Below are 21,020 nucleotides of genomic sequence, written 5' to 3'. Positions count from 1 at the left end.
GTCACATCCGCTCGGGCGCGCTCACGCCGAGGAGGTCGAGTCCGTTGCGCAGCACCTGGCCGGTCGCGTCGTTGAGCCACAGCCTCGTGCGGTGGAGGTCGGTGACCTCCTCGTCGCCCAGCGGCGTGACGCGGCACGAGTCGTACCAGCGGTGGTAGAGGCTTGCGAGCTCCTCCAGGTACCGGGCGACGCGATGCGGCTCGCGCAGCTCGGCGGCGAACGCCACCAGACGCGGGAACTCCTGCAGCGCGACGAGCAGCGCCGACTCGCTCTCGTGGTCCAGCAGCTCCGGCGCGAACGCGTCACGGGTGACACCCGAGTCGGCGGCGTTGCGCGCGACGTTGTGCGTCCGCGCGTGCGCGTACTGCACGTAGAACACCGGGTTGTCGTTGGTGCGCTTCTTCAGGATCTCGGGGTCGAGCGTGAGCGGCGAGTCGGCCGGGTAGCGCGCGAGCGAGTACCGCAGCGCGTCGGTGCCGAGCCACTCACGCAGATCGTCGAGCTCGATGATGTTGCCGGCCCGCTTGGACAGCCGCGCGCCGTTGACCGACACGAGCTGCCCGATGAGCACCTCGATGTCCTTGTCGGGGTCGTCCCCCGCCGCTCCCGCGAGCGCCTTGAGGCGGTGCACGTAGCCGTGGTGGTCGGCGCCCAGGAGGTAGATCTTGTGCGCGAAGCCGCGATCGCCCTTGTTCAGGTAGTACGCGGCGTCGGCGGCGAAGTAGGTGTACTCGCCGTTGGAGCGACGGATGACGCGGTCCTTGTCATCGCCGAAGTCGGTCGTGCGCACCCACACGGCGCCCTGGTCGTCGAAGACGTGACCCTGCGCGCGCAGGCGGTCGACGGCCTGGTCGACGAGGCTCGGAGCCCCGTCTGGACCCGGGGCGTGCAGCAGCCGCTCGCTGAAGAAGACGTCGAAGTGCACGTTGAACGCCTCGAGCGAGGCCTTCAGATCCCCCATCTGGAACTCGTAGCCCCGGCCCAGGGCGATGTCGAGCCGCTCGCTCTCGGGAAGGTCGAGGATGCCGGGCTCGGCGGCCTTCACCCGCGCGGCGAGGTCGTCGATGTAGGCGCCGGGGTAACCGTCCTCGGGGGTGGGCTCGCCCGCGATCGCGGCGAGGACTGACCGTCCGAAGCGGTCCATCTGCGCGCCCGCGTCGTTGATGTAGAACTCCCGCACGAGCGTGGCGCCGCTGGCGAGCAGGAGCCGCGCGATCGCGTCGCCGAGGGCGGCCCAGCGGGTGTGACCGATGTGCATCGGACCGGTGGGGTTCGCGCTGACGAACTCGAGGTTGATCGTGTTGCCGTCCTGCGACCGGTTCGTGCCGAAGCTCGTGCCCGCCTCGACGATGGTGCGGGCGAGGGCGCCGGCGGCAGCGGCATCCAGTCGGATGTTGATGAACCCGGGACCGGCGACCTCGACCGAGGCGATGCCCTCGGTGGCGGCGAGCGCGGTCGCGACCTCAGCGGCGAACTCGCGCGTGTTCACCCCGATCTGCTTGCTGAGCTTGAGCGCGGCGTTGGACGCCCAGTCGCCGTGGTCGCGGTTCTTGGGCCGCTCGACGGGGAAGTCGGCGGCGGTCAGCCCCTCGGCGACGCCCGGGCGTCGCGCCTCGGCGAGCGGGGCGATGACGGCGAGCAGGGCAGCGGAGAGGGCTTCGGGATTCATAACCTCATCAGTCTACGTTTCGCGGCCGCACGTCACCTGCGCGGCATCCCTCCCGAACGGCCCGGTCACTCCGGGAAGATCACCCACAGCCTGGCGCCACCCAGCGGCGACCGCTCGATTCCGATGCGTCCCCCGTGAGCGTGCGCGATGCGGCGACAGGTGGCCAGGCCGATGCCGAAACCGGGGGCTTCGGCGTTGGAGCCGCGCTCGAGGGGTTCGAAGACGAGGTCGCGCTCAGCCTCGGGCACACCCGGCCCGTTGTCGTCGACGGTGAGCCGGACGCCGCCGATCACCGTCTCCGCACGAACCTCCACCCGGGGCGCATCGCTGTGCAGTCCCGCGAAGGAGATCGCATTGCCGACGAGGTTCTGGAGGAGCACTCCGAGCAGGGTGGGGTCGGCGCGCACCGGCGTCGCGACGTCGACGACGACCTCGACGCCGTGGTCGGCCCCGACGGCGCGGAGGTCCTCGACGGTGGCGGACACGAGCGGGTGCACGTCGACGTCCTTGAGCCGGATGGGCGCCCCACCCACGCGTGCGTAGTCGAGGAGCCGCACGATCATGCCCGACATCCGGTCGGCCACGGATTCCGCGCGCCCGAGGGCTCTCGTCGCGGCGGGGAGCTCGGCGACGTCGACGACGTCGGCGGCCAGCTCGATGTACCCCATCAGAGCGGTGAGGGGGTTGCGGAGGTCATGCGCGACCTGGGCCGCGAAGCTCTCCAGCTGCTCGTTCGATTCGCCGAGCTCGCGAGTGATGCGCCGCAGCTCCAGCACGTCGACGATCTGGTGGGCGATGAGGGCGAGGGCATCGCTGCCCTCCTCACTGAGGTCGCGCGGCCGGTCGTCGAAGACGCAGACGGTGCCGATCGGCACCCCGACCGGAGTGATGAGGGGGCTGGAGGCGTAGAAGCGGACATCGGCGATCTCGCCGGTGACGAAAGGGTTGTCGACGAAGCGGTCATCGAGACTCGCGTCGCGCAGGACGATGTGCCCGGGCTCGCGGAAGACCGCAGCGCACATGGAGTCCTCCCGCGCGCAGACACTGGGCTCGAGACCGACGGCCGCAATCTGGTGCTGGAACCGGTCATCGATGATGTTGATGACCGCCGTCGGGACGTCGCACACCATCGCGGCGAGCTCGACGAGACCTTGGATGTCGGGTTCGGGAACGCCGTCGAGGAGGCGGTACTCCTCGATGATGGCGCGTCGAGCCGCATCATCCGCTGTCTTCACATCTGCCCCCGGGTCTGAGCTGGTCCTTACACCCTAGTGACGCGACGGGAGGTTGTCAGCGGATCGCGACGAGGGCGCTCCGGTCATCGGCGGTGGGGTCGGATGCCGCGTCGATGACCTCCGGCTCCCCCATCACCTGCGCGTCGACGACCATCCGCGTCAGCGCGAGGTCGCCGCCGTAGGAGCTGAGGAAGGCGCAGTCGGCCGCATCTCGCCCGGTGGCGATGCGGACGAGGCCTCGGCGATTGGAGAGCCGCGTGGCGTCGAGCACCCACCACTGCCCGTCGAGGTAGGCCTCGGCGACCGCGTGGAAGTCCATCGGGACGAGCCCGGGGGCGTAGCAGGCCGCGTAGCGCGCGGGGACATCCATGGCCCGCAGCAGTGCGATGACCAGATGCGCGTAGTCGCGGCAGACGCCTTGACCCGTGGCGAGGGTATTCACCGCCGAGTCGGTGCCGTGCGAGAGACCGGGCGAGTAGGTCACCGTGTCGAACACGTACTGCTCGACAGCGGAGATGAGGTCCGCGCCCCGCAACCCGCCGAACAGGCGGCGGGCCTGCGAGAAGACGGCGTCCGAGGGCGCGTATCTGCTGGGTCGCAGGTAGACCGCCGTCTCCAGCGCGGTCGCGTCGATCATCTCGGTCTGCCCTCCGACGGTCGCCGCGTAGGTCACCGTGACGAGGCCCGGCTCGACGTGGAGGCGGTGCAGACGCGTCCCCGATGCGTCGGTGAGCTCTGTCGGGGTGAGGTCGACTCCGCCCTGACGGAGCACGAACTCCTCGCTGTCACGGCTGACGCCGGCAGCGACGGTGACGGCGAGGATCAGGTCCAGGGCGCCCTCGATCCGGAGGTCGAGTTCTGCTCGGACGATGCGCTGCACCGGCCAATCCTCGCATGCGCGACGACGTCCGGCGCCGTCGCCCGCGAGAATCGCTTACCCTCGTCGCATGAGTTCTGACCGGCGCGCGCGCAAGGGGGGCCTCGGCCTCCTCGCGGCCGGGGTCGCCGCCATCGTGGCGCTGTCCGCCTGGCAGCCCTGGAAACAGGCTCCGGCGGTCGACACCGCGGCATCCGGTTCGGGCGGGGTCAGCATCGAAGCGCTGTCGGTGCCGGCGGATGCCGACGTGCTGGTGTTCGGGGATTCGTGGACATACGGGTCGGCGGCGACACGGCCCACCGACGGGTACGCGTACCAGCTCGAGGACCACACCGGCTGGGACATCACGGTCGACGGTGTGCGCGGCTCGGGATACATGAAGCCGGGCATCGACGGGCCCGACTTCGGCACCCGCGCGGGCTGGCTCGACCCCGCCGCCGACTACGACCTGATCATCGTGCAGGGGTCCATCAACGACCGCCTGCAGGGCGCGCGCGGCTACCGCGAACGGGTGTCGGAGGCGTGGGACCGCTTCGAGCGCAGCTTCCCGAACGCGCAGTTCGTGGTGTTGGGTCCGACTCCGCACGCGTTCCCGGTGCACGAGGGCACCGCTCGCATCGACGGAGATCTCGAGGCCGAGGCCGCCGAGCGCGGCTGGTGGTACATCTCGCCGCTGCGCGAACAGTGGATCACGCCGCAGAACTACCTCGACTACATCGACACCGGGGTGGGCGCGAAGCACCCCTCCGACGCCGGGCACACCTACCTCGCCGAGCGGCTCATGCAGGCGCTCCGCGAGCGCAGTGCGACGACGGATGCGGGCACCGAGGCGCCTCTGGAGCCCGCCACCCCCTGACGGGCCGCGGCGGCGGACTCCGGGCGGCGGGCTCAGCCCCGCACGGCCTCGGTGATGGGCACGTCTCCGCTGTTGAACGAGATCGTGCGACGGGCCGTCGTGGGGTCATCGACGGATGCCGCGATGACGGCGGCGACATCGGCGCGAGGCACTGACTGCGATTCGGTGGCCTCGGTGTCGATGCGGCCGGTGGGCTCGTCGAGCGTGAGCGTCGACGGCGCGACGATCGTCCACTCCAGCGAGCTCGCACGGAGGCGTTCGTCGGCCTGCGCCTTGGCCTCGGCGTAGGCGAAGAAGTCGTTCTCCGGGTCCACGCCGTGGTCGGGGCCGGCGCCGAAGTACGACACCATCAGGTAGCGCGTCACGCCGGCGGCCTCAGCGGCCTCGATCGAGCGGATGGCGGCGTCACGATCGACGGCGAAGGTGCGCTGCGGCGACCCTCCCCCGGCACCCGCCGACCAGATGACGACGTCGTTGCCGGCGACGAGGTTCGTGAGCTGCGCGGTGTCGAACGATTCGACATCGGCGACCAGCGGGGTCGCGCCCGTCGCGGCGACGTCCGCCTCGTGGTCGGGGTTGCGGATGACGGCCGTCACGTGGTGGCCGGCGTCGACGAGGAGCGGTTCGAGCAGGAGGGCGACCTTCCCGTGACCGCCGATGAGCAGGATGCGTGCCATGAGGCTCCTTTCGGTCCCTGCGAGCGTAGGCGCGGTTCGAGGAAGGGTCGGGTGGCCTTGCGCTTCTCGGTCGGGCGTGAGAAAGGCGTCGTCAGCGGACGGGCGGGGCGAGGGGGATCTCGCGCCCGTCGTCCCACGGCTCGGTCCAGCCGAGACGGGTGAAGAGCCCGTCGAGGACCATCGCGGTGAACCCCCACACCAGGTGGGAGCCTCCCCCGTTCGGCACCAGGAACGCCGGGCCGCGCAGGGTCTGGTCGCCCCGGCGCAGCACTGTGACCCCGCGGTTGGCGGGGTCGAGCAGGTCGGCGACCGGGGCTCGGAAGACCGCAGCGGATTCGGCCTCGTCGACGACGCCGACAGGGCTGGGGCTGCGCCACCACCCGATCACGGGGGTCACCAGGTGTCGCGAGTGCTCCAGCGGGATCGGCTCCAGCGGGCCGAGGATCTCGACTCCGTCGGGGTCGAGGCCGGTCTCCTCGCGCGCTTCGCGCAGCGCCGCGGCGATCACGTCGGCATCGTCTGCATCCACCCGACCGCCGGGGAACGCGACCTGCCCGGGGTGCGAGCGCAGGCTCTCCGCTCGCGCCAGCAGGAGGACGTCCAGATCGGCGGAGACGGCCTGGGCCTGCGCGACGTGGTCGCTCGGTCGGCCGTCGAGCACACCGAAGAGGATCAGCACCGCCGCCGACCGCGGATCATCGACGCTCGGCATCCACCGCACGAAATCGAAATCGGATGCCGCGCCCGAACTCCCCGCCACGAGCGCCTGCAACTGGGCGCGGGCGCCGTCGGTGGGTGAGGTCATGCGTCCAGGCTAGGCGGTGACGGAGGTGGGGGCGCCCGGATGCGGCGCGAGCGGCTCACGGTGATAGTCTCGATCGGTACGCCTCCGTAGCTCAGGGGATAGAGCGTTGGTTTCCGGTACCAGAAGTCGGGGGTTCGAATCCCTCCGGGGGCACGGCGTACGAACGGGCCCGGGTCTCATCGAGATCCGGGCCCGTCACTGTTCGCGGCCTCGTCGGCCACGAGCGTGAGATCTCGACCTTGGCTCAGTCGGAGACGAGCTTCAGGCCCACGATGCAGGCGACCAGGCCGAGCACCAGCACGATCTTGATGAGCGAGACGGACTCGGCACCGGTGACCATCCCGTAGGTGACGGTGAGGGCCGCTCCCACGCCCACCCACACGGCGTAGCCGGTGCCAGTGGGGATCTCCCGCAGCGCGAAGGCGAGGCCGCCCATGCTGGCGACCAGTGCGGCGCCGAACACGATGGTCGGCCACAGTTTCGTGAAGCCCTCCGACTTGCCGAGCGCCGTCGCCCACACCGCTTCGAGGACTCCTGACAAGATCAGCACGATCCACGACAGCATGACTGCCTTCCTGGCCAGTCTTTTCGCGCACCGGGTACTGAACCGTCGTCCGGGGACCGGGGTGGGTCCGCCTCGAACCTACCCGACCGTGGCACGCCGCAGATCCCGCCGCCGACCCCTTGACAGCGCCACGCCGATCACCGAGCGATCAGGGGGCGGGGACGAGGAAGATCGCGTCCAGGAGTCCCGGGTTGTGCGCGTGCACGAGCACGGCGAAGACCACCGCGTCGAACAGCAGGTGAACGGTCACGACATAGGCGAGAGACTTCGTGCGCAGGAAGATGACCGCCTGGAGCAGCGCAAACGGGATCGTCAGTGCCGGACCCCACGCCCGGTAACCGAGCTCCCACAGGAACGAGACGAACACGATCGCCTGGAGCACGTTGGCGGTCACGTCCGCGAAGTGACGGCGGAGCAGCGCGAAGCAGGTGCAGATGAAGAAAAGTTCGTCCCAGATGCCGACCGCCCCGACGCCGACGAACAGTCGCGCGATCAGGTCGGGGGTGTCGACGACGGGCCAGTTCTCGTAGACGCCTGAGGTGATGAAGTAGAACGGCAGGATCAGCCAGCCGAGGATGAGCACGGCGACCAGCCACCCCCACTGCCACCATGTCCAACGACCGCCGCCGCGCCACGGGAAGCGGATCGCGTGATCGCGATAGACGAACCGTGAGATCAGGTACGGCACGAGTACAGCGCCGCCGAGGGCGAGGGTGAAGCGCACCATGGCGCCGTTGTCGAGCTCGGCCTTGAGCGGGATCACGCTGACGATGAGCATGCCGATCGCGATGAGCGACAGGTCGCGCGTGAGGCTCGCAGGCCGGGGCTGCTCCGCCGAGCCGGAGGCGCCGGCGGATGCGACGCCGGGGCGCAGCGTCCGACGATCGATCACGACGGCGGCGAGGACGCCGGCCCCGAGGAGGATCCATCCGAGACGGGGCTCCTCCAGCACGAAGAACGCGGGCGCCGCCAGGCACACCAGCAAGGCAGGCAGGATCGCGAGCGTGACCACCGGCCGCGCGAGGTCGGCGCTGCGCGCCATCACGCGGTTCGCGCCGTCCGCGGGGCGCGGCGGTAGGCGAGGTCGCGGATCTCGCGACCCTTCGCGATGCCCTTGCGCTCGAACGCGGTCATGATCCGGCCGTCGAAACGCTCCGCCCACTCCCCCTCGAACGCAGGGGTGAAGTCCGCGGCATCCGTCATCACGTCCCGCATCTGCAGGGCGTAGTCCTCCCAATCGGTCGCGAGTCGGAGGGTGCCGCCGTCACGCAGGGCGTGGGCGGCGATGGGCGGGAAGGCGGGGGCGATGAGGCGACGCTTGTTGTGCTTGGCCTTGTGCCAGGGGTCGGGGAAGAAGATCCAGATCTCATCGACGGAGGCCTCCGGCAGCAGGTGCTGGAGCACCTCAGGCGCGTTCGCCTCGACGAGCCGGAGGTTCTTCACGCCCGCCCGGTCGGCGTCGAGCATCGTCCGCGCGAGACCCGCACGGAACACCTCCACGGCGATGAAGTCAGCCTCGGGCCGGGTCGAAGCGGCATGGACGATCGCGTGCCCCTGCCCGGAGCCGATCTCCACGACCAGCGGCGCGGTGCGGCCGAAGGCGGTGGCCGGGTCGATCTGCGACCCGGGGCGGATGCTGGTGGCCGCGGCATCCCGTTCGACGGCGATGACGTACGTGGACGAAAGATCCGTCCAGGCCCGCTCCTGACCGTCGCTCATCCGACCGCTTCGCCGGACGAAGGAGACGGGCTTGTCGCGGTATCGCGGCGGGGAATCGGGGGCGTCCGGCATGCCTCCAGGGTATCCGGCGGGCCGGTGCTCCTCGGGGGCGGGGCCGCGTCTGCGGCCGGTCATGCGGTCACGAAGTCGATGAGCTCTTCGACGCGTCCCAGCAGCGCCGGATCGAGGTCGCGATAAGTGCGCACCGAGCCGAGGATCCGCTGCCAGTTGCGGGCGATGTCGACATGGTCGGATGCCGGCCACCCGAGCGCCCGGCTGACCCCGGTCTTCCAGTCGATCCCGCGCGGCACCTGCGGCCATCCGGCGATGCCGAGCGTCTCGGGGCGCACGCACTGCCACACGTCGATGTGGGGGTGCCCCACGATCTTGAGGTGAGGGCCGTGCGGACCGCGGAGGATCTCCTGCGCGATGCGGGTCTCCTTCGACCCTGCCACGAGGTGGTCGACGAGCACGCCGTACCGGCGCTCCGCGGTCGGCGGCTCCTCACGGAGGAGGTCCTCGAGCAGGTCGAGGCCCTGCAGGTACTCGACGACGACGCCCTCGGCGCGGAGGTCGTCGCCCCACACCTTCTCGACCAGCTCGGCGTCGTGCTTGCCTTCAACGAGGATGCGCGAGGCGCGCGCGACGCGGGCCCGACTCGTCGGCGCCGCGAACGATCCGGACGCCGTCCGGGCGGGCGTGCGGCTCTGCGCGCGTGCGGGGACGACGAGTTCGACCGGCGCACCGTCGACGAGGAAGCCGCGTCCGAGCGGGAACAGCCTGGTCCGGCCGTGACGGTCCTCCAGTTCGACGTTGCCCGCCGTGATGCCGACGACGGCGCCCACATACTCGTCCCCGGCGACTTCCACGACGAGTTCCCGAACCGCCTCCACTGTCGCGACCTGCTTCCGTCCGGCATCCCGCCAGCCCTTCGCGAGCACGTCCGTTCCGTACCGATCGTCCATGGCACCTCCGAATCGGTGAGCCTAGGCGACGAAGACAGAGGGAACGCACAGGCGCTCCGGGCGGATGCCGCTATCGAGGCATGCACGGAGCGGCATAGACTCGCGGAGGGCGGCGCCTCCCGCGCCCGGAGGAGGGACTCGATGGGATCTCGACGGCTCACCGCGCTCGCGGCGGCTCTCCTGATCACGCTCGCACCGGTCGCAGCCTCGCCGGCTTTCGCTGAAAGCCCGGTGACCCTGGGCTCTGAGCGTGTGGTCGACTCGTCCGATGTCCTCGGGGCGGCTGACGAACGCGATGTGGAAGCCCGTCTCGACGCCCTCGGCGCCGACACCGATGTCGATCTCTGGGTCGTGTACGTCGACGAGTTCGACAGCCCTGCCTCCGCGGAGGGGTGGGCCAATGAGACCGCCGAGCGGAACAACCTCGGCACCCATCAGTACCTGCTCGCGATCGCCACCGAGGGCCGCTCCTACTACCTGTCAGCCGACACGTCGGGCCCGCTGTCGGAATCGCAGATCATCGCGATCGAGCGTGACACCGTCGAACCGCTGCTCGCGCAGGACGATTGGGGCGGCGCCGCGATCGCCGCCGCCGACGCACTGGAAGACGCCCGCAGCGGCGGGGGCGGCTCGGGACTCTGGATCATCGGCCTCGTCGCACTGGTCGGGATCGGACTGATCGTCTGGGCCGTCGTGCGCAGTCGGCGGAAGACGGGCGCGGCGACCTCCGGCCCCGCGCAGGTTCCCCTCACGGAGCTCGAGAAGGACGCGGCATCCGCCCTCGTGCGCACCGACGACGCGCTCACCCGCAGCCGGCAGGAACTCGGTTTCGCGAAGGCGGAGTTCGGCGAAGAAGCCACCCGCGAGTTCGAAGACGCCATCACCGAGGCGCGCGCCTCACTCGATCGCGCGTTCGCGATCCAGCAGCAGATGGACGACGAGACGCCCGACAGCACCGAGCAGCAGCGCGCCTGGTACCTCGAGATCATCGACCTGTGCACGAAGGCCGATGCATCACTCGACGCGAAGGCCGACGCCTTCGATGCGCTGCGCGATCTCTCGCAGAACGCTCCCGAGGCCCTCGCCCGCGCCCAGGAGGCCCACACTGCCGCGACCACGCAGGTCGCCGAGGCGCAGGCGCGTCTGGCCGAGCTGACCGCGGCCTACTCCCCCGGGGCGCTCCGCACGGTCGCCGACAACCCCGATCAGGCCGTCGCACGCCTGGCGTTCGCGAGTGAACGGCTCGCCCAGGCGCAGCAGGCTGTGCAGGCCGGCGATGGCGCGGGCGCCGCGGTCGCGATCCGCGCGGCGGAGCAGGGCATCGATCAGGCGCGGCTGCTCGAAGACGCCGTCGAGACCCTCGGCGCCGACCTCGCCGCGGCAGAACGCACCGCCGCAGTCCTCCTCGCCGACCTGGAGAAGGACCTCGTCGCCGCCGACGCGACCGCCGATCCGGACGGCCGGCTCGCCCCGGTCGTCGCCGCGACGCGCCATCAGGTCGAGGCGGCGCGGACGGCGCTCACGCCGCCCGCTCGCGATCCGATCGCCGCCGCGACCGCCCTCGAGCAGGCCAACACCGAGATCGACGCCGCCCTGGGCGCGATCCGCGACGCACAGCAACGCGCCGACCGTGCCCGGAGTCTGCTCGGCCAGGCGCTCCTGCAGGCCAAGACGCAGGTGTCCGCCGCGGAGAACTACATCACCGCGCGCCGCGGGACGGTGGGCGCACCGGCCCGCACGCGGCTCGCCGAAGCCGGTGCCGCGCTCGTCCAGGCGACCCAGCTGCAGCAGAGCGACCCCGAGCAGGCCTACGGCCAGGCTCAGCGCGCCGCCGAGCTCGCCGCAGACGCGATCGCGCAGGCCGAGCGGGACGTGACCATGCACTCGAGCCCGCCTTTCGGTGGCGGACAGGGCGGTGATGGCGGCATGCTGGGCGGCATCATCCTCGGTTCGCTCCTGAACGGAGGCGGCGGGGGCGGTGGCTTCGGTGGTGGCTTCGGCGGCGGCTTCGGCGGCAGCTCCCGCAGCAGCGGCGGTTTCGGCGGCGGCAGTTCCCGCTCGCGCAGCAGCGGCGGCTTCGGTGGCAGCTTCGGCGGCGGCTCCCGTCGCAGCAGCGGCGGCGGCTCCCGCTCACGGCGAGGAGGCGGTCGATTCTGATCTTCTCCCGCCGCTCCCCACGACCCAAGACCTCGACCTCAACACCTCCCGCTAGGAAAGGAAACCCGATGGCAAAGCAGTCCATCTTCGGCCGCATCTCGACGCTGGTGAAGGCGAACATCAACGCCCTCCTCGACTCGGCTGAAGACCCGCAGAAGATGCTCGACCAGCTCGTGCGCGACTACACCAACAACATCGCCGACGCCGAGGCGGCCATCGCCGAGACGATCGGCAACCTTCGTCTGCTCGAGCGCGACCACGACGAGGACGTCAAGGCTGCCGCGGAGTGGGGCAACAAGGCGATCGCCGCGAGCCGCAAGGCGGACGAACTGCGCTCGGCGGGCAACGCCGCCGACGCGGACAAGTTCGACAACCTGGCCAAGATCGCTCTGCAACGTCAGATCAGCGAGGAGAACGAGGCCAAGGCCATCGCCCCCTCGATCGCCGCGCAGTCCGAGGTCGTCGAGAAGCTCAAGGACGGCCTGAACGGCATGAAGCAGAAGCTCGACCAGCTTCGCTCGAAGCGCTCCGAGCTGCTCGCCCGCGCCAAGACCGCCGAAGCGCAGAACAAGGTCCACGACGCGGTCAAGTCGATCGACGTGCTCGACCCCACCAGCGAGCTGGGTCGTTTCGAGGACAAGGTCCGCCGCCAGGAGGCCCTCGCCGCCGGCAAGGCCGAGATCGCGGCATCCTCGATCGACGCCCAGTTCAACCAGCTCGAGGACATCGGCGAGCTCACCGAGGTCGAGGCCCGTCTGGCCGCCCTCAAGAGCGGCGGTCCCGCCGGAGCGATCGAGCAGTAAGCGATTCGCCCTCTCCGGACGGCGCCGGTCCTTCGGGGTCGGCGCCGTCCCTCTCTTCGATCGAAAGGATGCCGCTATGACACGCTTCATCGTGGTGCCGCAGTGGCAGGGCTCCCCCTCCTCCCGCGCGATGCGCCTGATCGACGGCGCCGAGGCGATCGCCGGCGACCTGCCGCGCTCCGCCGTGACCCGGATCGAGGTCGCCGCGGAGGCGGGCGAGGCGCTGGGCACCGGCATCCGTCGGCTGAGCACCCTCACCCGGGTGCGCGACGCGATCACCGCCGCGCTCGCGGAGAGCGACGAGACCGCCATCGTGATCGGCGGCGACTGCGCCGTGGCCCTCCCCGCCATCACGCACGCTGCCGGCCGGCACTCGGATCTCGCGGTGGTCTGGTTCGACGCGCACGCTGACCTGCACACCGAGGACTCCTCCCCCTCCGGCGCCCTCGCGGGGATGGCCCTCCGCGCCGTCTCCACGCCGGGCACCTTCGCGCCCACCGCCGCGGTGCCCGCCTCGCGCGTCGTCCTCGCCGGCGCGCGCACCTTCGACGACGCCGAAGCCGCGCATCGCGACTCCGGCGGCGTCCACCATCTCACCGCGTCCGCGCTCACCGACCCGACCGCGCTCGCGGCCGCCGTCGCCGCCACGGGCGCCGCCGCCGTCCACATCCACGTCGACCTCGACGTCCTCGACCCCGCCGGCATCGCCGGCGTGCTCGAGCCGGTGCCGTTCGGCGTCTCGGCGGGCGAGCTGACCGCGGCCATCGGCGCGCTGCGGGCGCAGCTGCCGCTGGTCGGCGCCTCGATCGCCGGCTTCGCTCCGGCGAGCCCCGATGCCGCGGTCGACGACCTCGGCACGATCCTCCGGATCGTCGGAGCCCTGGCGTGAGGACGCCACCTGCCGACTGGGAGGCGGCCGCTGAGCGCGCCGTGGCGCGGGGGCAGCGTGTCGACCGGTGGATCCCGGGCTTCCTCCTCGACTCGCCGGTGAGTCTGCTCGGCCACGCCGCCGGCACGGCCTTCGGGTTCGTGTGGGGGCTGCTGTGGTCGCGGGGTCGCATCGAGCGCCGCGGTGGGCTGTGGATCTTCCGCGGCATGCCGAACGTCACGTACGGGCGGGGCGGCGTGTGCGTGGGGGCGTGCTTCCTCACCGGCGACGGTGCGATCGACGACCGCCTCTTGGCGCACGAGGGTGTCCACCGCCGCCAGTGGCGGAGGTACGGCCTGCTCATGCCGGTGCTGTACCTGCTGGCGGGGCGGAACCCGCTCACCAACCGCTTCGAGATCGAGGCGGGTCTCGCCGACGGCCGCTACGTGCCGCGGCGGCCGTCTCAGCCCACCAGCACCCGCCGGAGGTCGGCGATCTCGTCCTCGGTCAAACCGTAGGCGCGGAGGAAGTCGACCGGTCCGCCGTAACGGACGCGGAGGTCGTCGAAGACGGCGACCATCGCCTGAGCGGGAGAGCGCGTGGCGAGGTCCTCGAGGTGCCGCGCGTGCGGGTACCGGGCTGACAGGAACGCCATGACCTGGGCGTTGCGTGCGGCGGGGAGCTCGTGCTCGGTGCGGGCGTAGTCGGCGATGATGGCGTCCTCGTCGACGCCGGCCGCGGCGAGCGCCAGCGCCACGCTCAGCCCGGTGCGGTCCTTGCCCACGGTGCAGTGCACGAGCACGGGGTGCCCCGTCGCGACCGCGCGGACGACCTCGACGAGGCGGTGCGAGGAGCCGTCGATGAGGGCGCGGTAGAGGTCGTCGAGCGACAGGTCGTCGTCGAAGAACGACGCGGCGGAACCGGCGAACATCGGCAGTCGCACCACCTCCGCGTCGACGCCGCCGAGCCGGGACGGTTCGAACCGCCGTTCGTCGTCGTCGCGCAGATCGATGATGCGCCGGATGCCGAGGTCTCGGAGCGCCGCGCGACCGGCATCCGTCAGTCGTGCCAGGTTGCCGGATCGGAACAGCACCCCGGAGCGGGTGACGCCGCCGTCCGCGGGGAGCCCGCCGACGTCGCGGAAGTTGAGGGCGCCGGGGACCTCGGGCGCGCTCACGCGTTCCCCGCCGCGGCGTGCCGGGGCGGCACCGGGTACTTCCCGGCGATCGTGATGCGGTTGAACGCGTTGATGGAGACGAGCAGCCAGCTCAGCGCGACGTACTCGGCTTCGCTGAGGATGCTGCCGACCCGGTCGTAGACCTCATCGGGCACGCCGCCCTCGTGGATGTAGACGTAGCACTCCGCCAGCTCCAAGGCGGCGCGCTCCCGGTCGCTGAAGATGCCGGACTCCCGCCACACCGCGATCTGCGCGACGTCGTCGACGGTGAGACCCGCCGTCACTCCCCGATCGGTGTGGACGCGCACGCAGTAGGCGCAGCCGTTCAGCTGCGACGCGTGGATGAGGGCGAGTTCGCGCAGGCGGCCGTCGATGCCGGCCTCGGCCGCGAGCGATCCGACGGTCGAGGAGAACGCCTCGAGCGCGTCGTACGCGGGACGCGCCGCGCGGGAGAGGTGGACGCGGTGTTCATCCGTCATGACGCCACCCTACCGAGGCGGACCGGGACGCCCGCGGCATCCGTCAGAATGGGCGCGTGAGCGACACCACCTTCGACGAGTTCTCGTTCCTGCGCGGCCAAGCGGATGCCGCGGGCGTCGCCGTCCCGCCGGTGCGACGACTGCAGCACACCCTCCCCGACGGCCGCGTCGTGAGTGCGCTCCACTACGGCGCCCCCGGCGCGAAGGCGATCGACGCGCCCGTGGTCACCTTCCTCCACGGCGCGGGGCTCAACGCACACACGTGGGACACCACCGTCCTCTCCCTGGGCCTTCCCGCCCTCGTGCTCGATCTGCCCGGGCACGGTGACTCGTCGTGGCGGGAGGACGGCGCCTACACCGGAGGGACGCTCGCCGTCGACGTCGCCCCGGCGATCGCCGCGTGGACGGAGGCGCCGCAGGTGCTCGTCGGTCACTCCCTCGGCGGGCTCACCGCCGCCGCCGTCGCTGCGGCCCACCCCGAACTCGTCGCCGCTCTCGTCGTCGTGGACATCTCCCCCGGCATCAACCCGAACGGCAGCGCCGCTCAGATCCGGGCCTTCTACGCCGGGCCCAGCGATTGGGCCTCCCGCGACGAGCTGCTCGAGCGCGCCCTCGCCTTCGGGTTCGGCGGCTCCCGGGAATCGGCCGCACGCGGCGTCTTCCTCAACTCGCGGGTGCGCGAGGACGGCCGCGTCGAGTGGAAGCACCACTTCGCCCGCATCGCGAACCGCCTCGCCGAGGACCCCGAGGCTGCGGCGAGCGCCGCGCAGCAGCAGGAAGGGGGCGCCGCGGTCCTCTCCGCCGCGGGGTGGGAGCACCTGGCCGACGTCCGCGCGCCGGTCACCCTCATCCGAGGCACGGGGGGATTCCTCACCGAGGCCGACCGCGACGAGTTCGTCGCCCGGGTGAAGGGCGCACGCGTCTTCGAGCTGAGCACCGGACACAACGTCCACGAAGAGCTGCCCGCCGATCTCGCCCAGCTCCTGCGCGGTCTCGCGCGTGACGTTCGTGACGGCGTGTGACCGAAGCACGGCGCGGGGACTCTAGGCTGTTACCCGCACCCGAGCACGGGGCGCTGCTGCAACGACGCCCCACGTCCTCGTGAAAGGATTCCCCCCACATGTCCCGCCACTTCGCCCTGGCCTCCTCTGCCCTGATCCTCGCCGGCGCGCTGGCGCTGACCGGCTGCACCGGCCCCTCCGCCTCCCCGTCCGGCCCCTCCGCTGAGCCCGACCCCGCAGCATCTGTCGGCATCCGCCTGGTGCTCGAGCCCAGCAACCTCGACATCCGCGAGACCGCCGGCGCCGCCCTCGACCAGATCCTGATCGACAACGTCTACCAGGGGCTCGTCTCGCGTACGGCCGAGCAGGAGATCGTCCCGAGCCTCGCCAGCGACTACGAGGTGAGCGCCGACGGCCTCACCTACACGTTCACCCTCCGCGAGGGCGTCACCTTCCACGACGGCCAGGAACTCACTCCCGAGGATGTCGTCTTCTCGCTCACCGAGGTGCGCGAGAACGAGGCCTACCGTGACTCGGCACGCCTGGCGAAGGTGGAGGACATCGCCGCCGACGGGCAGACGATCACCCTCACCCTCAGCGAGCCCGACTCGACCCTGCTGTGGAGCCTCACCGGCCGTGCCGGTCTCGTCCTGAAGAAGGGCGACAAGATCGATCGACAGACCGCCGCCAACGGCACCGGCCCCTTCACCCTCGCCGACTGGAAGCAGGGCGACAGCATCAGCTTCGAGCGCAACAACGAGTATTGGGGTGAGCCCGCCGCTGTCGCGGAGATCGTCTTCTCCTACGTCGGCGACAACCAGGCGGCCCTCAGCGGGGCCCTGGCCGGTGACTTCGACGTGCTGACCGGGTTCGACGCGAACCTGAAGGATCAGATCGAGGCGGGCGGCGACTTCGCGCTCACGCTCGGCGAATCCACCGACAAGGGCACGCTCGCCTTCAACTCGACCGAGGGTCCCCTCGCGGACGTGCGCGTGCGCCAGGCGATCCGACAGGCGATCGACAAGGAGTCGATCGTCGAGGCGCTCGGCGCAGGGTCCACGCAGTACGGCCCGATCCCCTCGCTCGACCCGGGCTTCGAGGACCTCTCCGAACTCGCCCCGTTCGACCCCGAAGCCGCCCGCACGCTGCTGGCGGAGGCGGGCGCCGAGGACATCGACCTCACCCTGACGATCCCGTCCGCCTACGGCACCACCGTCTCGCAGATCCTCGTCTCGAACCTCCGTGACGTGGGCATCACCCTGCAGGTCGACCCGGTGGAGTTCCCCGCCTGGCTCAACGACGTCTACATCAACCAGGACTACGAGCTCAGCTTCGTCCTGCACACCGAGGCCCGCGACTTCGAGAACTGGGCGAACCCGGCGTACTACTTCACCTACGACAACCCCGAGGTGCAGGCGCTGTACGCCGAGTCCGTCGCCGCGACCGACGAGGCCGACGCCGAGGCGCGCCTCGCCGAGGCGGCACGCCTGGTCGCCGAGGATCACGCCGCCGACTGGCTGTACAACGGCGCCTCCGTGCTCGCGGTCTCCACCGCCGTCAGCGGCATGCCCGCGACGAACGTCAACGAGCGCCTCAACCTCGCAGAACTGGCCAAGAGCGAGGAGTGATCCGCTACGCCCTGACACGACTGGCCCTGCTGCTGCTCGGCCTGTTCGTCGCCAGTGCGCTCATCTTCGCCACCCTGCGGATCCTTCCCGGTGATGTCGCCCAGCTGATCGCGGGGGTGAACTCCTCGCCGGCACAGGTGGAGGCGATCCGCACCCGGCTCGGTCTCGATCAGCCGCTGCTCGTCCAGTACGGGCAGTGGCTGTTCGGCATCCTCCGGGGGGACCTCGGCTCCTCCCAGCTGACCGGCACCCCCGTCATCGACGAGATCGTCGAGAAGGCGGAGGTGACGATCCCGCTCGGTATCCTCGCGCTTCTGATCGCCCTGCTGATCGCGGTGCCGTTCGGGGTGCTCGCCGCCGTCCGGCGCCGCCGGCTGGACGGCACCCTGCTCTCCTTCGGCGCGCAGACCCTCGCCGCCGTCCCCGTGGTCTGGGCGGGCATGATGCTCGTCGTCGTCTTCGCCGTGTGGCTCGGATGGCTGCCCGCACAGGGCTTCCCCCGCGCCGGGTGGGAAGACCCTGCCGCGGCGCTGCGGGCCCTGATCCTGCCGGCGCTCACGATCGGCGTCGTGGAGGGCGCCGTCCTGCTCCGCTTCGTCCGCTCCGCGACGCTCCAGGCGATCGGGCAGGACTTCGTCCGCACGGGAGCCGCGAAGGGACTCACCCGCACGCAGTCGCTCATCCGCCACGGACTGCCGAGCGTCGGCCTCTCGATCATCACCGTCCTGGGGCTCCAGGTCGCCGGCATCCTCGTGGGCGCCGTCGTCATCGAGCAGCTGTTCAGCCTCCCCGGCATCGGCCGCATGCTCGTCGCCGACACCGGCAACCGCGACCTCATCAAGGTGCAGAGCGAACTGCTCGTCCTGACCGGGTTCGTCCTCATCGTCGGGTTCCTCGTCGATCTCCTGCACCGGGTCATCGACCCCCGTCAGCGGGAGGCCGAAGGATGAGCCGCGCGAGGTGGGCCGGCCGGCTGTGGGCCTCGGCATCCGGGAGATTCGGTCTCATCGTCGTGATCGCCATCGTCGTGATCGCGGCGGTCTCGCTCGTGTGGACCCCGTTCGACCCGCTTCGCGTGGACATCGCGAACCGCTGGGCGAGCCCGGACGCCGCGCACGTCCTCGGCACCGACGGGTCAGGCCGCGACATCCTGAGCCTCATCATGGCGGGCTCGCGCACCACCCTGTCGGTCGCCGTCGGCGCCGGCGTCATCGCGACCGTCGTCGGCCTCTCCCTCGCCGCACTCGGCGCCCTCACCCCGCGTCCCGTGCGGGAAGCGGTCGCCGTACTCGTCGACATCCTCATCGCCTTCCCGGTGCTGCTGCTGGCCATGATGATCTCCGCCGTGTGGGGCGGGTCGCTGCTGGTGGTCGTGGTCTCGGTCGGCATCGGGTTCGGCGTGAACATCGCCCGCGTCACCCGGCCCGAGCTCCGCCGCGTGCTGCACAGCGACTTCGTGCTCGCCGGGCGCGCGGGCGGGCTCACCCCGTGGCAGAACCTGCTGCGGCACCTGCTGCCCAATGTCGCGCCGGTGTTCATCGTGCAGCTGTCGTGGGGCATGGCCGTGGCGGTGCTCGCGGAGGCGGGCCTGTCGTACCTCGGCTTCGGCGCCACCGTGACCGAGCCCTCGTGGGGACTGCTCCTGTCGGAGCTGCAGCAGTACATCACCGTCCACCCCGGCTCGGTCGTCTGGCCGGGCCTGGCGATCACCCTCACCGTGCTGGGCTTCAACATGCTCGGTGACGGGCTGCGCGATGCCACCGATCCGACCCTCTCGCGCCGGAGCGCTCCGGATGCCACGACTCCCCCGCCGGCGGTGATCGCATGAGCCTCGTCGTCACCGACCTGACCGTGGAGATCGGCGGCCGCCGCGTCGTCGACGGCGTCTCGTTCCGCGTGGAGCCCGGTGCGCGCGTGGGTCTCATCGGCGAGTCCGGCTCGGGCAAGTCGCTCACCTCGCTCGCCCTGCTGGGCCTCGCCTCCGACAGCGCGACGGTCACCGGCAGCGTGCGCTGGGGCGGCCGGGAGCTCCTGGGTCTCCGCGAACGCGAACTCGCCACCGTGCGCGGCGACGAGATCGGCATCGTGTTCCAGGAGCCGCAGACCGCGCTGAACCCGATCCGCACCGTGGGCCGCCAGATCGCCGAGTCGATCCGCATCCACAACCGCGGCATCCCGCGCCGCGAAGCATGGGAGCGTGCCGTCGAGGAGGCGCGTCGCGTGCGCCTGCCTGATCCGGAGCAGATCGTTCGGCGCTACCCCCACCAGCTCTCCGGCGGCCAGCGTCAGCGCGTCGCGATCGCGATGGCGCTCGCCTGCCGTCCGCGCCTGCTCATCGCCGATGAGCCCACCACGGCCCTCGACGTCACGATCCAGGCTGAGATCCTCGAGCTGCTCCTGCAACTGGTCGAGGAGGACGGCATGTCGCTCGTGTTCATCACGCACGATCTCGCCGTGCTGTCGCAGGTCGTGACCGAGGCGCTCGTCCTCGAAGACGGCCGCGTCGTCGAGCAGGGTCCGATCCGCACCCTGCTGACCGAGCCGAAGTCCGCGATCACGCAGGGGCTCCTCCGCGATGCGACGGCGACTCTGTGGAAGCCCGGAGGTGCCCGATGACCGATCTCATCCGCGGGCGCGGCCTCACCCGCCGGTACCCGGCGCCCCGCACACGACTGTTCGAACCGCGGCGGTTCACGACGGCCCTCGAAGACGCCGACGTCGATGTCCGCGAAGGCACCGCGCTCGGGATCATCGGCGAGTCCGGCTCCGGCAAGTCGACCCTCGTGCGGCTCCTGCTGGGTCTGGACACCCCGACCGACGGCACCGTCGAGTTCGGCGGCAGGAACGTGGATGCCACGGCATCCGCCACCTCGCTGCACTGGCTGCGCCGCGAGACGGGCATCGTCTTCCAGGACCCGTACGCGTCGCTCGATCCCCGCATGGACATCGGCAGGATCGTCGGGGAGCCGCTCTGGGCGCTCGGGATCGAGGGCGATCGGCGTGCGCGCGTCCGTGAGGTGCTCGACGATGTGGGTCTCCCCGCCGATGCCGCCGACCGCTACCCGCACGAGTTCTCCGGGGGCCAGCGGCAGCGCATCGCGCTCGCGCGCGCCCTCGTGCACCGGCCCCGCGTCCTCGTCGGCGACGAGCCGCTGTCGGCGCTCGACGTCACGGTGCGCGCCCAGATCCTCGACCTCATCCGGGAGCTCCGCAGCCGCGACGGACTCACCCTCGTGATGGTCTCGCACGACATCGGCGTGGTCCAGAACCTGTGCGACGACGTCATCGTCATGAAGGACGGCCGCATCGTGGAGGAGGGTCCCACCGAGAAGGTGCTCCTCCACCCTCAGGTGGCCTACACCCGGCGCCTGCTCGCCTCGATCCCCGTCATCGATCCGAACCGCTGAGCACCCGGGGCTCGCTGATCGGTCAGTCCGTCGCGCGATCCGGCGCACGAGCAACCCCGTACCGCGACGGATCGACCGAAGCTCGGCGCCGAGGGGCTGCGCGTGTCGGCGCACCTGCGTAGCGTGTGCGCC

22 protein-coding genes, 1 tRNA gene and 1 riboswitch are annotated in these 21,020 nt (G+C 71.1%); of the genes, 12 read left to right on the top strand and 11 right to left on the bottom strand.

What is annotated here, in order from left to right; genetic code table 11:
* Position 1: 1 nt before the first annotated feature.
* The 3 genes from argS to ACHFGS_RS03335 form a co-directional block, all read right to left on the bottom strand.
* Entirely contained in the window at positions 2–1,669 is a 1,668-nt protein-coding gene (gene argS, locus ACHFGS_RS03345; protein ID WP_394289147.1) for an arginine--tRNA ligase, read from the bottom strand.
* A 65-nt stretch (positions 1,670–1,734) separates the two neighbouring features.
* The gene (locus ACHFGS_RS03340; RefSeq protein WP_394280154.1) at positions 1,735–2,904 is read right to left on the bottom strand and encodes an ATP-binding protein; all 1,170 of its coding nucleotides are present in this window, start codon (positions 2,902–2,904) and stop codon (positions 1,735–1,737) included.
* Positions 2,905–2,959: 55 nt separating this feature from the next.
* Positions 2,960–3,784 (bottom strand): transglutaminase family protein, encoded by an 825-nt coding sequence (locus ACHFGS_RS03335; RefSeq protein WP_394280153.1) that lies wholly within the window; start codon positions 3,782–3,784, stop codon positions 2,960–2,962.
* Between the two features lie 67 nt (positions 3,785–3,851).
* On the opposite strand from ACHFGS_RS03335, the gene ACHFGS_RS03330 reads away from it, so the two are divergent.
* Positions 3,852–4,637 (top strand): SGNH/GDSL hydrolase family protein, encoded by a 786-nt coding sequence (locus tag ACHFGS_RS03330; protein WP_394280152.1) that lies wholly within the window; start codon positions 3,852–3,854, stop codon positions 4,635–4,637.
* Between the two features lie 32 nt (positions 4,638–4,669).
* Here ACHFGS_RS03330 and ACHFGS_RS03325 read toward each other — a convergent pair whose 3' ends face one another.
* Complete coding sequence (locus tag ACHFGS_RS03325) at positions 4,670–5,314, bottom strand: SDR family oxidoreductase (RefSeq protein WP_394280151.1); 645 nt, start codon at positions 5,312–5,314, stop codon at positions 4,670–4,672.
* Positions 5,315–5,405: 91 nt separating this feature from the next.
* Positions 5,406–6,119, bottom strand: a complete 714-nt coding sequence (locus ACHFGS_RS03320) for an NUDIX hydrolase (protein ID WP_394280150.1) — start codon at positions 6,117–6,119, stop codon at positions 5,406–5,408.
* A gap of 80 nt (positions 6,120–6,199) precedes the next feature.
* Here ACHFGS_RS03320 and ACHFGS_RS03315 point away from each other — a divergent pair.
* Positions 6,200–6,272 (top strand) — tRNA-Arg (locus ACHFGS_RS03315).
* Between the two features lie 91 nt (positions 6,273–6,363).
* On the opposite strand, the gene ACHFGS_RS03310 is transcribed toward ACHFGS_RS03315, so the two are convergent.
* The 4 genes from ACHFGS_RS03310 to ACHFGS_RS03295 all read right to left on the bottom strand — a co-directional run bounded on the left by ACHFGS_RS03310 (position 6,364) and on the right by ACHFGS_RS03295 (position 9,368).
* Positions 6,364–6,681 carry a DMT family transporter gene (locus ACHFGS_RS03310; protein ID WP_394280156.1) on the bottom strand — a complete coding sequence of 106 codons (318 nt, stop codon included), beginning with the start codon at positions 6,679–6,681 and terminating at the stop codon, positions 6,364–6,366.
* 12 nt (positions 6,682–6,693) lie between these two features.
* Positions 6,694–6,758, bottom strand: a riboswitch (guanidine-III (ykkC-III) riboswitch).
* A 74-nt stretch (positions 6,759–6,832) separates the two neighbouring features.
* Complete coding sequence (locus ACHFGS_RS03305) at positions 6,833–7,726, bottom strand: CPBP family intramembrane glutamic endopeptidase (RefSeq protein ID WP_394280149.1); 894 nt, start codon at positions 7,724–7,726, stop codon at positions 6,833–6,835.
* A complete protein-coding gene (gene trmB, locus ACHFGS_RS03300) occupies positions 7,726–8,475 on the bottom strand; it encodes a tRNA (guanosine(46)-N7)-methyltransferase TrmB (RefSeq protein ID WP_394280148.1) in 750 nt (249 codons plus the stop codon). The genes ACHFGS_RS03305 and trmB overlap by 1 nt, the downstream gene beginning before the upstream one ends.
* A 59-nt stretch (positions 8,476–8,534) precedes the next feature.
* Complete coding sequence (locus ACHFGS_RS03295; RefSeq protein WP_394280147.1) at positions 8,535–9,368, bottom strand: DUF3097 family protein; 834 nt, start codon at positions 9,366–9,368, stop codon at positions 8,535–8,537.
* 141 nt (positions 9,369–9,509) lie between these two features.
* Here ACHFGS_RS03295 and ACHFGS_RS03290 point away from each other — a divergent pair, with 141 nt between their 5' ends.
* The 4 genes from ACHFGS_RS03290 to ACHFGS_RS03275 all read left to right on the top strand — a co-directional run bounded on the left by ACHFGS_RS03290 (position 9,510) and on the right by ACHFGS_RS03275 (position 13,714).
* Positions 9,510–11,525, top strand: coding sequence for a TPM domain-containing protein (locus tag ACHFGS_RS03290; RefSeq protein ID WP_394289146.1), 2,016 nt, complete (start codon positions 9,510–9,512; stop codon positions 11,523–11,525).
* Positions 11,526–11,593: 68 nt separating this feature from the next.
* Positions 11,594–12,328, top strand: a complete 735-nt coding sequence (locus ACHFGS_RS03285) for a PspA/IM30 family protein (protein ID WP_394289145.1) — start codon at positions 11,594–11,596, stop codon at positions 12,326–12,328.
* A gap of 76 nt (positions 12,329–12,404) precedes the next feature.
* Entirely contained in the window at positions 12,405–13,217 is an 813-nt protein-coding gene (locus ACHFGS_RS03280) for an arginase family protein (protein WP_394289144.1), read from the top strand.
* Positions 13,214–13,714, top strand: coding sequence for a Fe-S oxidoreductase (locus ACHFGS_RS03275; RefSeq protein WP_394278566.1), 501 nt, complete (start codon positions 13,214–13,216; stop codon positions 13,712–13,714). Before ACHFGS_RS03280 ends, ACHFGS_RS03275 begins: the two co-directional genes overlap by 4 nt.
* Here the strand turns inward: ACHFGS_RS03275 and ACHFGS_RS03270 are convergent.
* Both ACHFGS_RS03270 and ACHFGS_RS03265 read right to left on the bottom strand, forming a co-directional pair.
* Positions 13,660–14,373 carry a tyrosine-protein phosphatase gene (locus tag ACHFGS_RS03270; RefSeq protein WP_394278565.1) on the bottom strand — a complete coding sequence of 238 codons (714 nt, stop codon included), beginning with the start codon at positions 14,371–14,373 and terminating at the stop codon, positions 13,660–13,662. The genes ACHFGS_RS03275 and ACHFGS_RS03270 overlap by 55 nt on opposite strands.
* A complete protein-coding gene (locus ACHFGS_RS03265) occupies positions 14,370–14,852 on the bottom strand; it encodes a carboxymuconolactone decarboxylase family protein (protein ID WP_394278564.1) in 483 nt (160 codons plus the stop codon). Before ACHFGS_RS03265 ends, ACHFGS_RS03270 begins: the two co-directional genes overlap by 4 nt.
* A 56-nt stretch (positions 14,853–14,908) precedes the next feature.
* Between ACHFGS_RS03265 and ACHFGS_RS03260 the strand changes: the two genes are divergently transcribed.
* The 6 genes from ACHFGS_RS03260 to ACHFGS_RS03235 all read left to right on the top strand — a co-directional run bounded on the left by ACHFGS_RS03260 (position 14,909) and on the right by ACHFGS_RS03235 (position 20,888).
* The gene (locus tag ACHFGS_RS03260) at positions 14,909–15,874 is read left to right on the top strand and encodes an alpha/beta fold hydrolase (RefSeq protein WP_394289143.1); all 966 of its coding nucleotides are present in this window, start codon (positions 14,909–14,911) and stop codon (positions 15,872–15,874) included.
* Between the two features lie 98 nt (positions 15,875–15,972).
* Positions 15,973–17,481, top strand: coding sequence for an ABC transporter substrate-binding protein (locus ACHFGS_RS03255; RefSeq protein WP_394289142.1), 1,509 nt, complete (start codon positions 15,973–15,975; stop codon positions 17,479–17,481).
* Positions 17,478–18,431, top strand: a complete 954-nt coding sequence (locus ACHFGS_RS03250) for an ABC transporter permease (protein WP_394278934.1) — start codon at positions 17,478–17,480, stop codon at positions 18,429–18,431. Before ACHFGS_RS03255 ends, ACHFGS_RS03250 begins: the two co-directional genes overlap by 4 nt.
* The gene (locus ACHFGS_RS03245; protein WP_394278935.1) at positions 18,428–19,309 is read left to right on the top strand and encodes an ABC transporter permease; all 882 of its coding nucleotides are present in this window, start codon (positions 18,428–18,430) and stop codon (positions 19,307–19,309) included. Before ACHFGS_RS03250 ends, ACHFGS_RS03245 begins: the two co-directional genes overlap by 4 nt.
* On the top strand, positions 19,306–20,097 hold the full coding sequence (locus ACHFGS_RS03240; protein ID WP_394278936.1) for an ABC transporter ATP-binding protein: 792 nt from the start codon (positions 19,306–19,308) through the stop codon (positions 20,095–20,097). The genes ACHFGS_RS03245 and ACHFGS_RS03240 overlap by 4 nt, the downstream gene beginning before the upstream one ends.
* Complete coding sequence (locus tag ACHFGS_RS03235; protein WP_394278937.1) at positions 20,094–20,888, top strand: ABC transporter ATP-binding protein; 795 nt, start codon at positions 20,094–20,096, stop codon at positions 20,886–20,888. The genes ACHFGS_RS03240 and ACHFGS_RS03235 overlap by 4 nt, the downstream gene beginning before the upstream one ends.
* The last annotated feature ends 132 nt before the right edge of the window (positions 20,889–21,020 follow it).

It is taken from the genome of Microbacterium sp., from assembly GCF_043427715.1.
Classification (GTDB): Bacteria; Actinomycetota; Actinomycetes; order Actinomycetales; family Microbacteriaceae; genus Microbacterium.
The sequence above is the reverse complement of the archived record's forward strand: the minus strand, read 5'-3'. Positions and strand labels throughout refer to the sequence as shown.

Bases quoted from the DNA above. Each gene is read 5' to 3' on its own strand.
- ACHFGS_RS03320 (WP_394280150.1), bottom strand. From the start codon at position 6,119: ATGACCTCACCCACCGACGGCGCCCGCGCCCAGTTGCAGGCGCTCGTG.
- ACHFGS_RS03255 (WP_394289142.1), top strand. From the start codon at position 15,973: ATGTCCCGCCACTTCGCCCTGGCCTCCTCTGCCCTGATCCTCGCCGGC.
- ACHFGS_RS03330 (WP_394280152.1), top strand. From the start codon at position 3,852: ATGAGTTCTGACCGGCGCGCGCGCAAGGGGGGCCTCGGCCTCCTCGCG.
- ACHFGS_RS03305 (WP_394280149.1), bottom strand. From the start codon at position 7,726: ATGGCGCGCAGCGCCGACCTCGCGCGGCCGGTGGTCACGCTCGCGATC.
- ACHFGS_RS03240 (WP_394278936.1), top strand. From the start codon at position 19,306: ATGAGCCTCGTCGTCACCGACCTGACCGTGGAGATCGGCGGCCGCCGC.
- trmB (WP_394280148.1), bottom strand. From the start codon at position 8,475: ATGCCGGACGCCCCCGATTCCCCGCCGCGATACCGCGACAAGCCCGTC.
- ACHFGS_RS03235 (WP_394278937.1), top strand. From the start codon at position 20,094: ATGACCGATCTCATCCGCGGGCGCGGCCTCACCCGCCGGTACCCGGCG.
- ACHFGS_RS03325 (WP_394280151.1), bottom strand. From the start codon at position 5,314: ATGGCACGCATCCTGCTCATCGGCGGTCACGGGAAGGTCGCCCTCCTG.
- ACHFGS_RS03290 (WP_394289146.1), top strand. From the start codon at position 9,510: ATGGGATCTCGACGGCTCACCGCGCTCGCGGCGGCTCTCCTGATCACG.
- ACHFGS_RS03285 (WP_394289145.1), top strand. From the start codon at position 11,594: ATGGCAAAGCAGTCCATCTTCGGCCGCATCTCGACGCTGGTGAAGGCG.
- ACHFGS_RS03280 (WP_394289144.1), top strand. From the start codon at position 12,405: ATGACACGCTTCATCGTGGTGCCGCAGTGGCAGGGCTCCCCCTCCTCC.
- ACHFGS_RS03265 (WP_394278564.1), bottom strand. From the start codon at position 14,852: ATGACGGATGAACACCGCGTCCACCTCTCCCGCGCGGCGCGTCCCGCG.
- argS (WP_394289147.1), bottom strand. From the start codon at position 1,669: ATGAATCCCGAAGCCCTCTCCGCTGCCCTGCTCGCCGTCATCGCCCCG.
- ACHFGS_RS03245 (WP_394278935.1), top strand. From the start codon at position 18,428: ATGAGCCGCGCGAGGTGGGCCGGCCGGCTGTGGGCCTCGGCATCCGGG.
- ACHFGS_RS03295 (WP_394280147.1), bottom strand. From the start codon at position 9,368: ATGGACGATCGGTACGGAACGGACGTGCTCGCGAAGGGCTGGCGGGAT.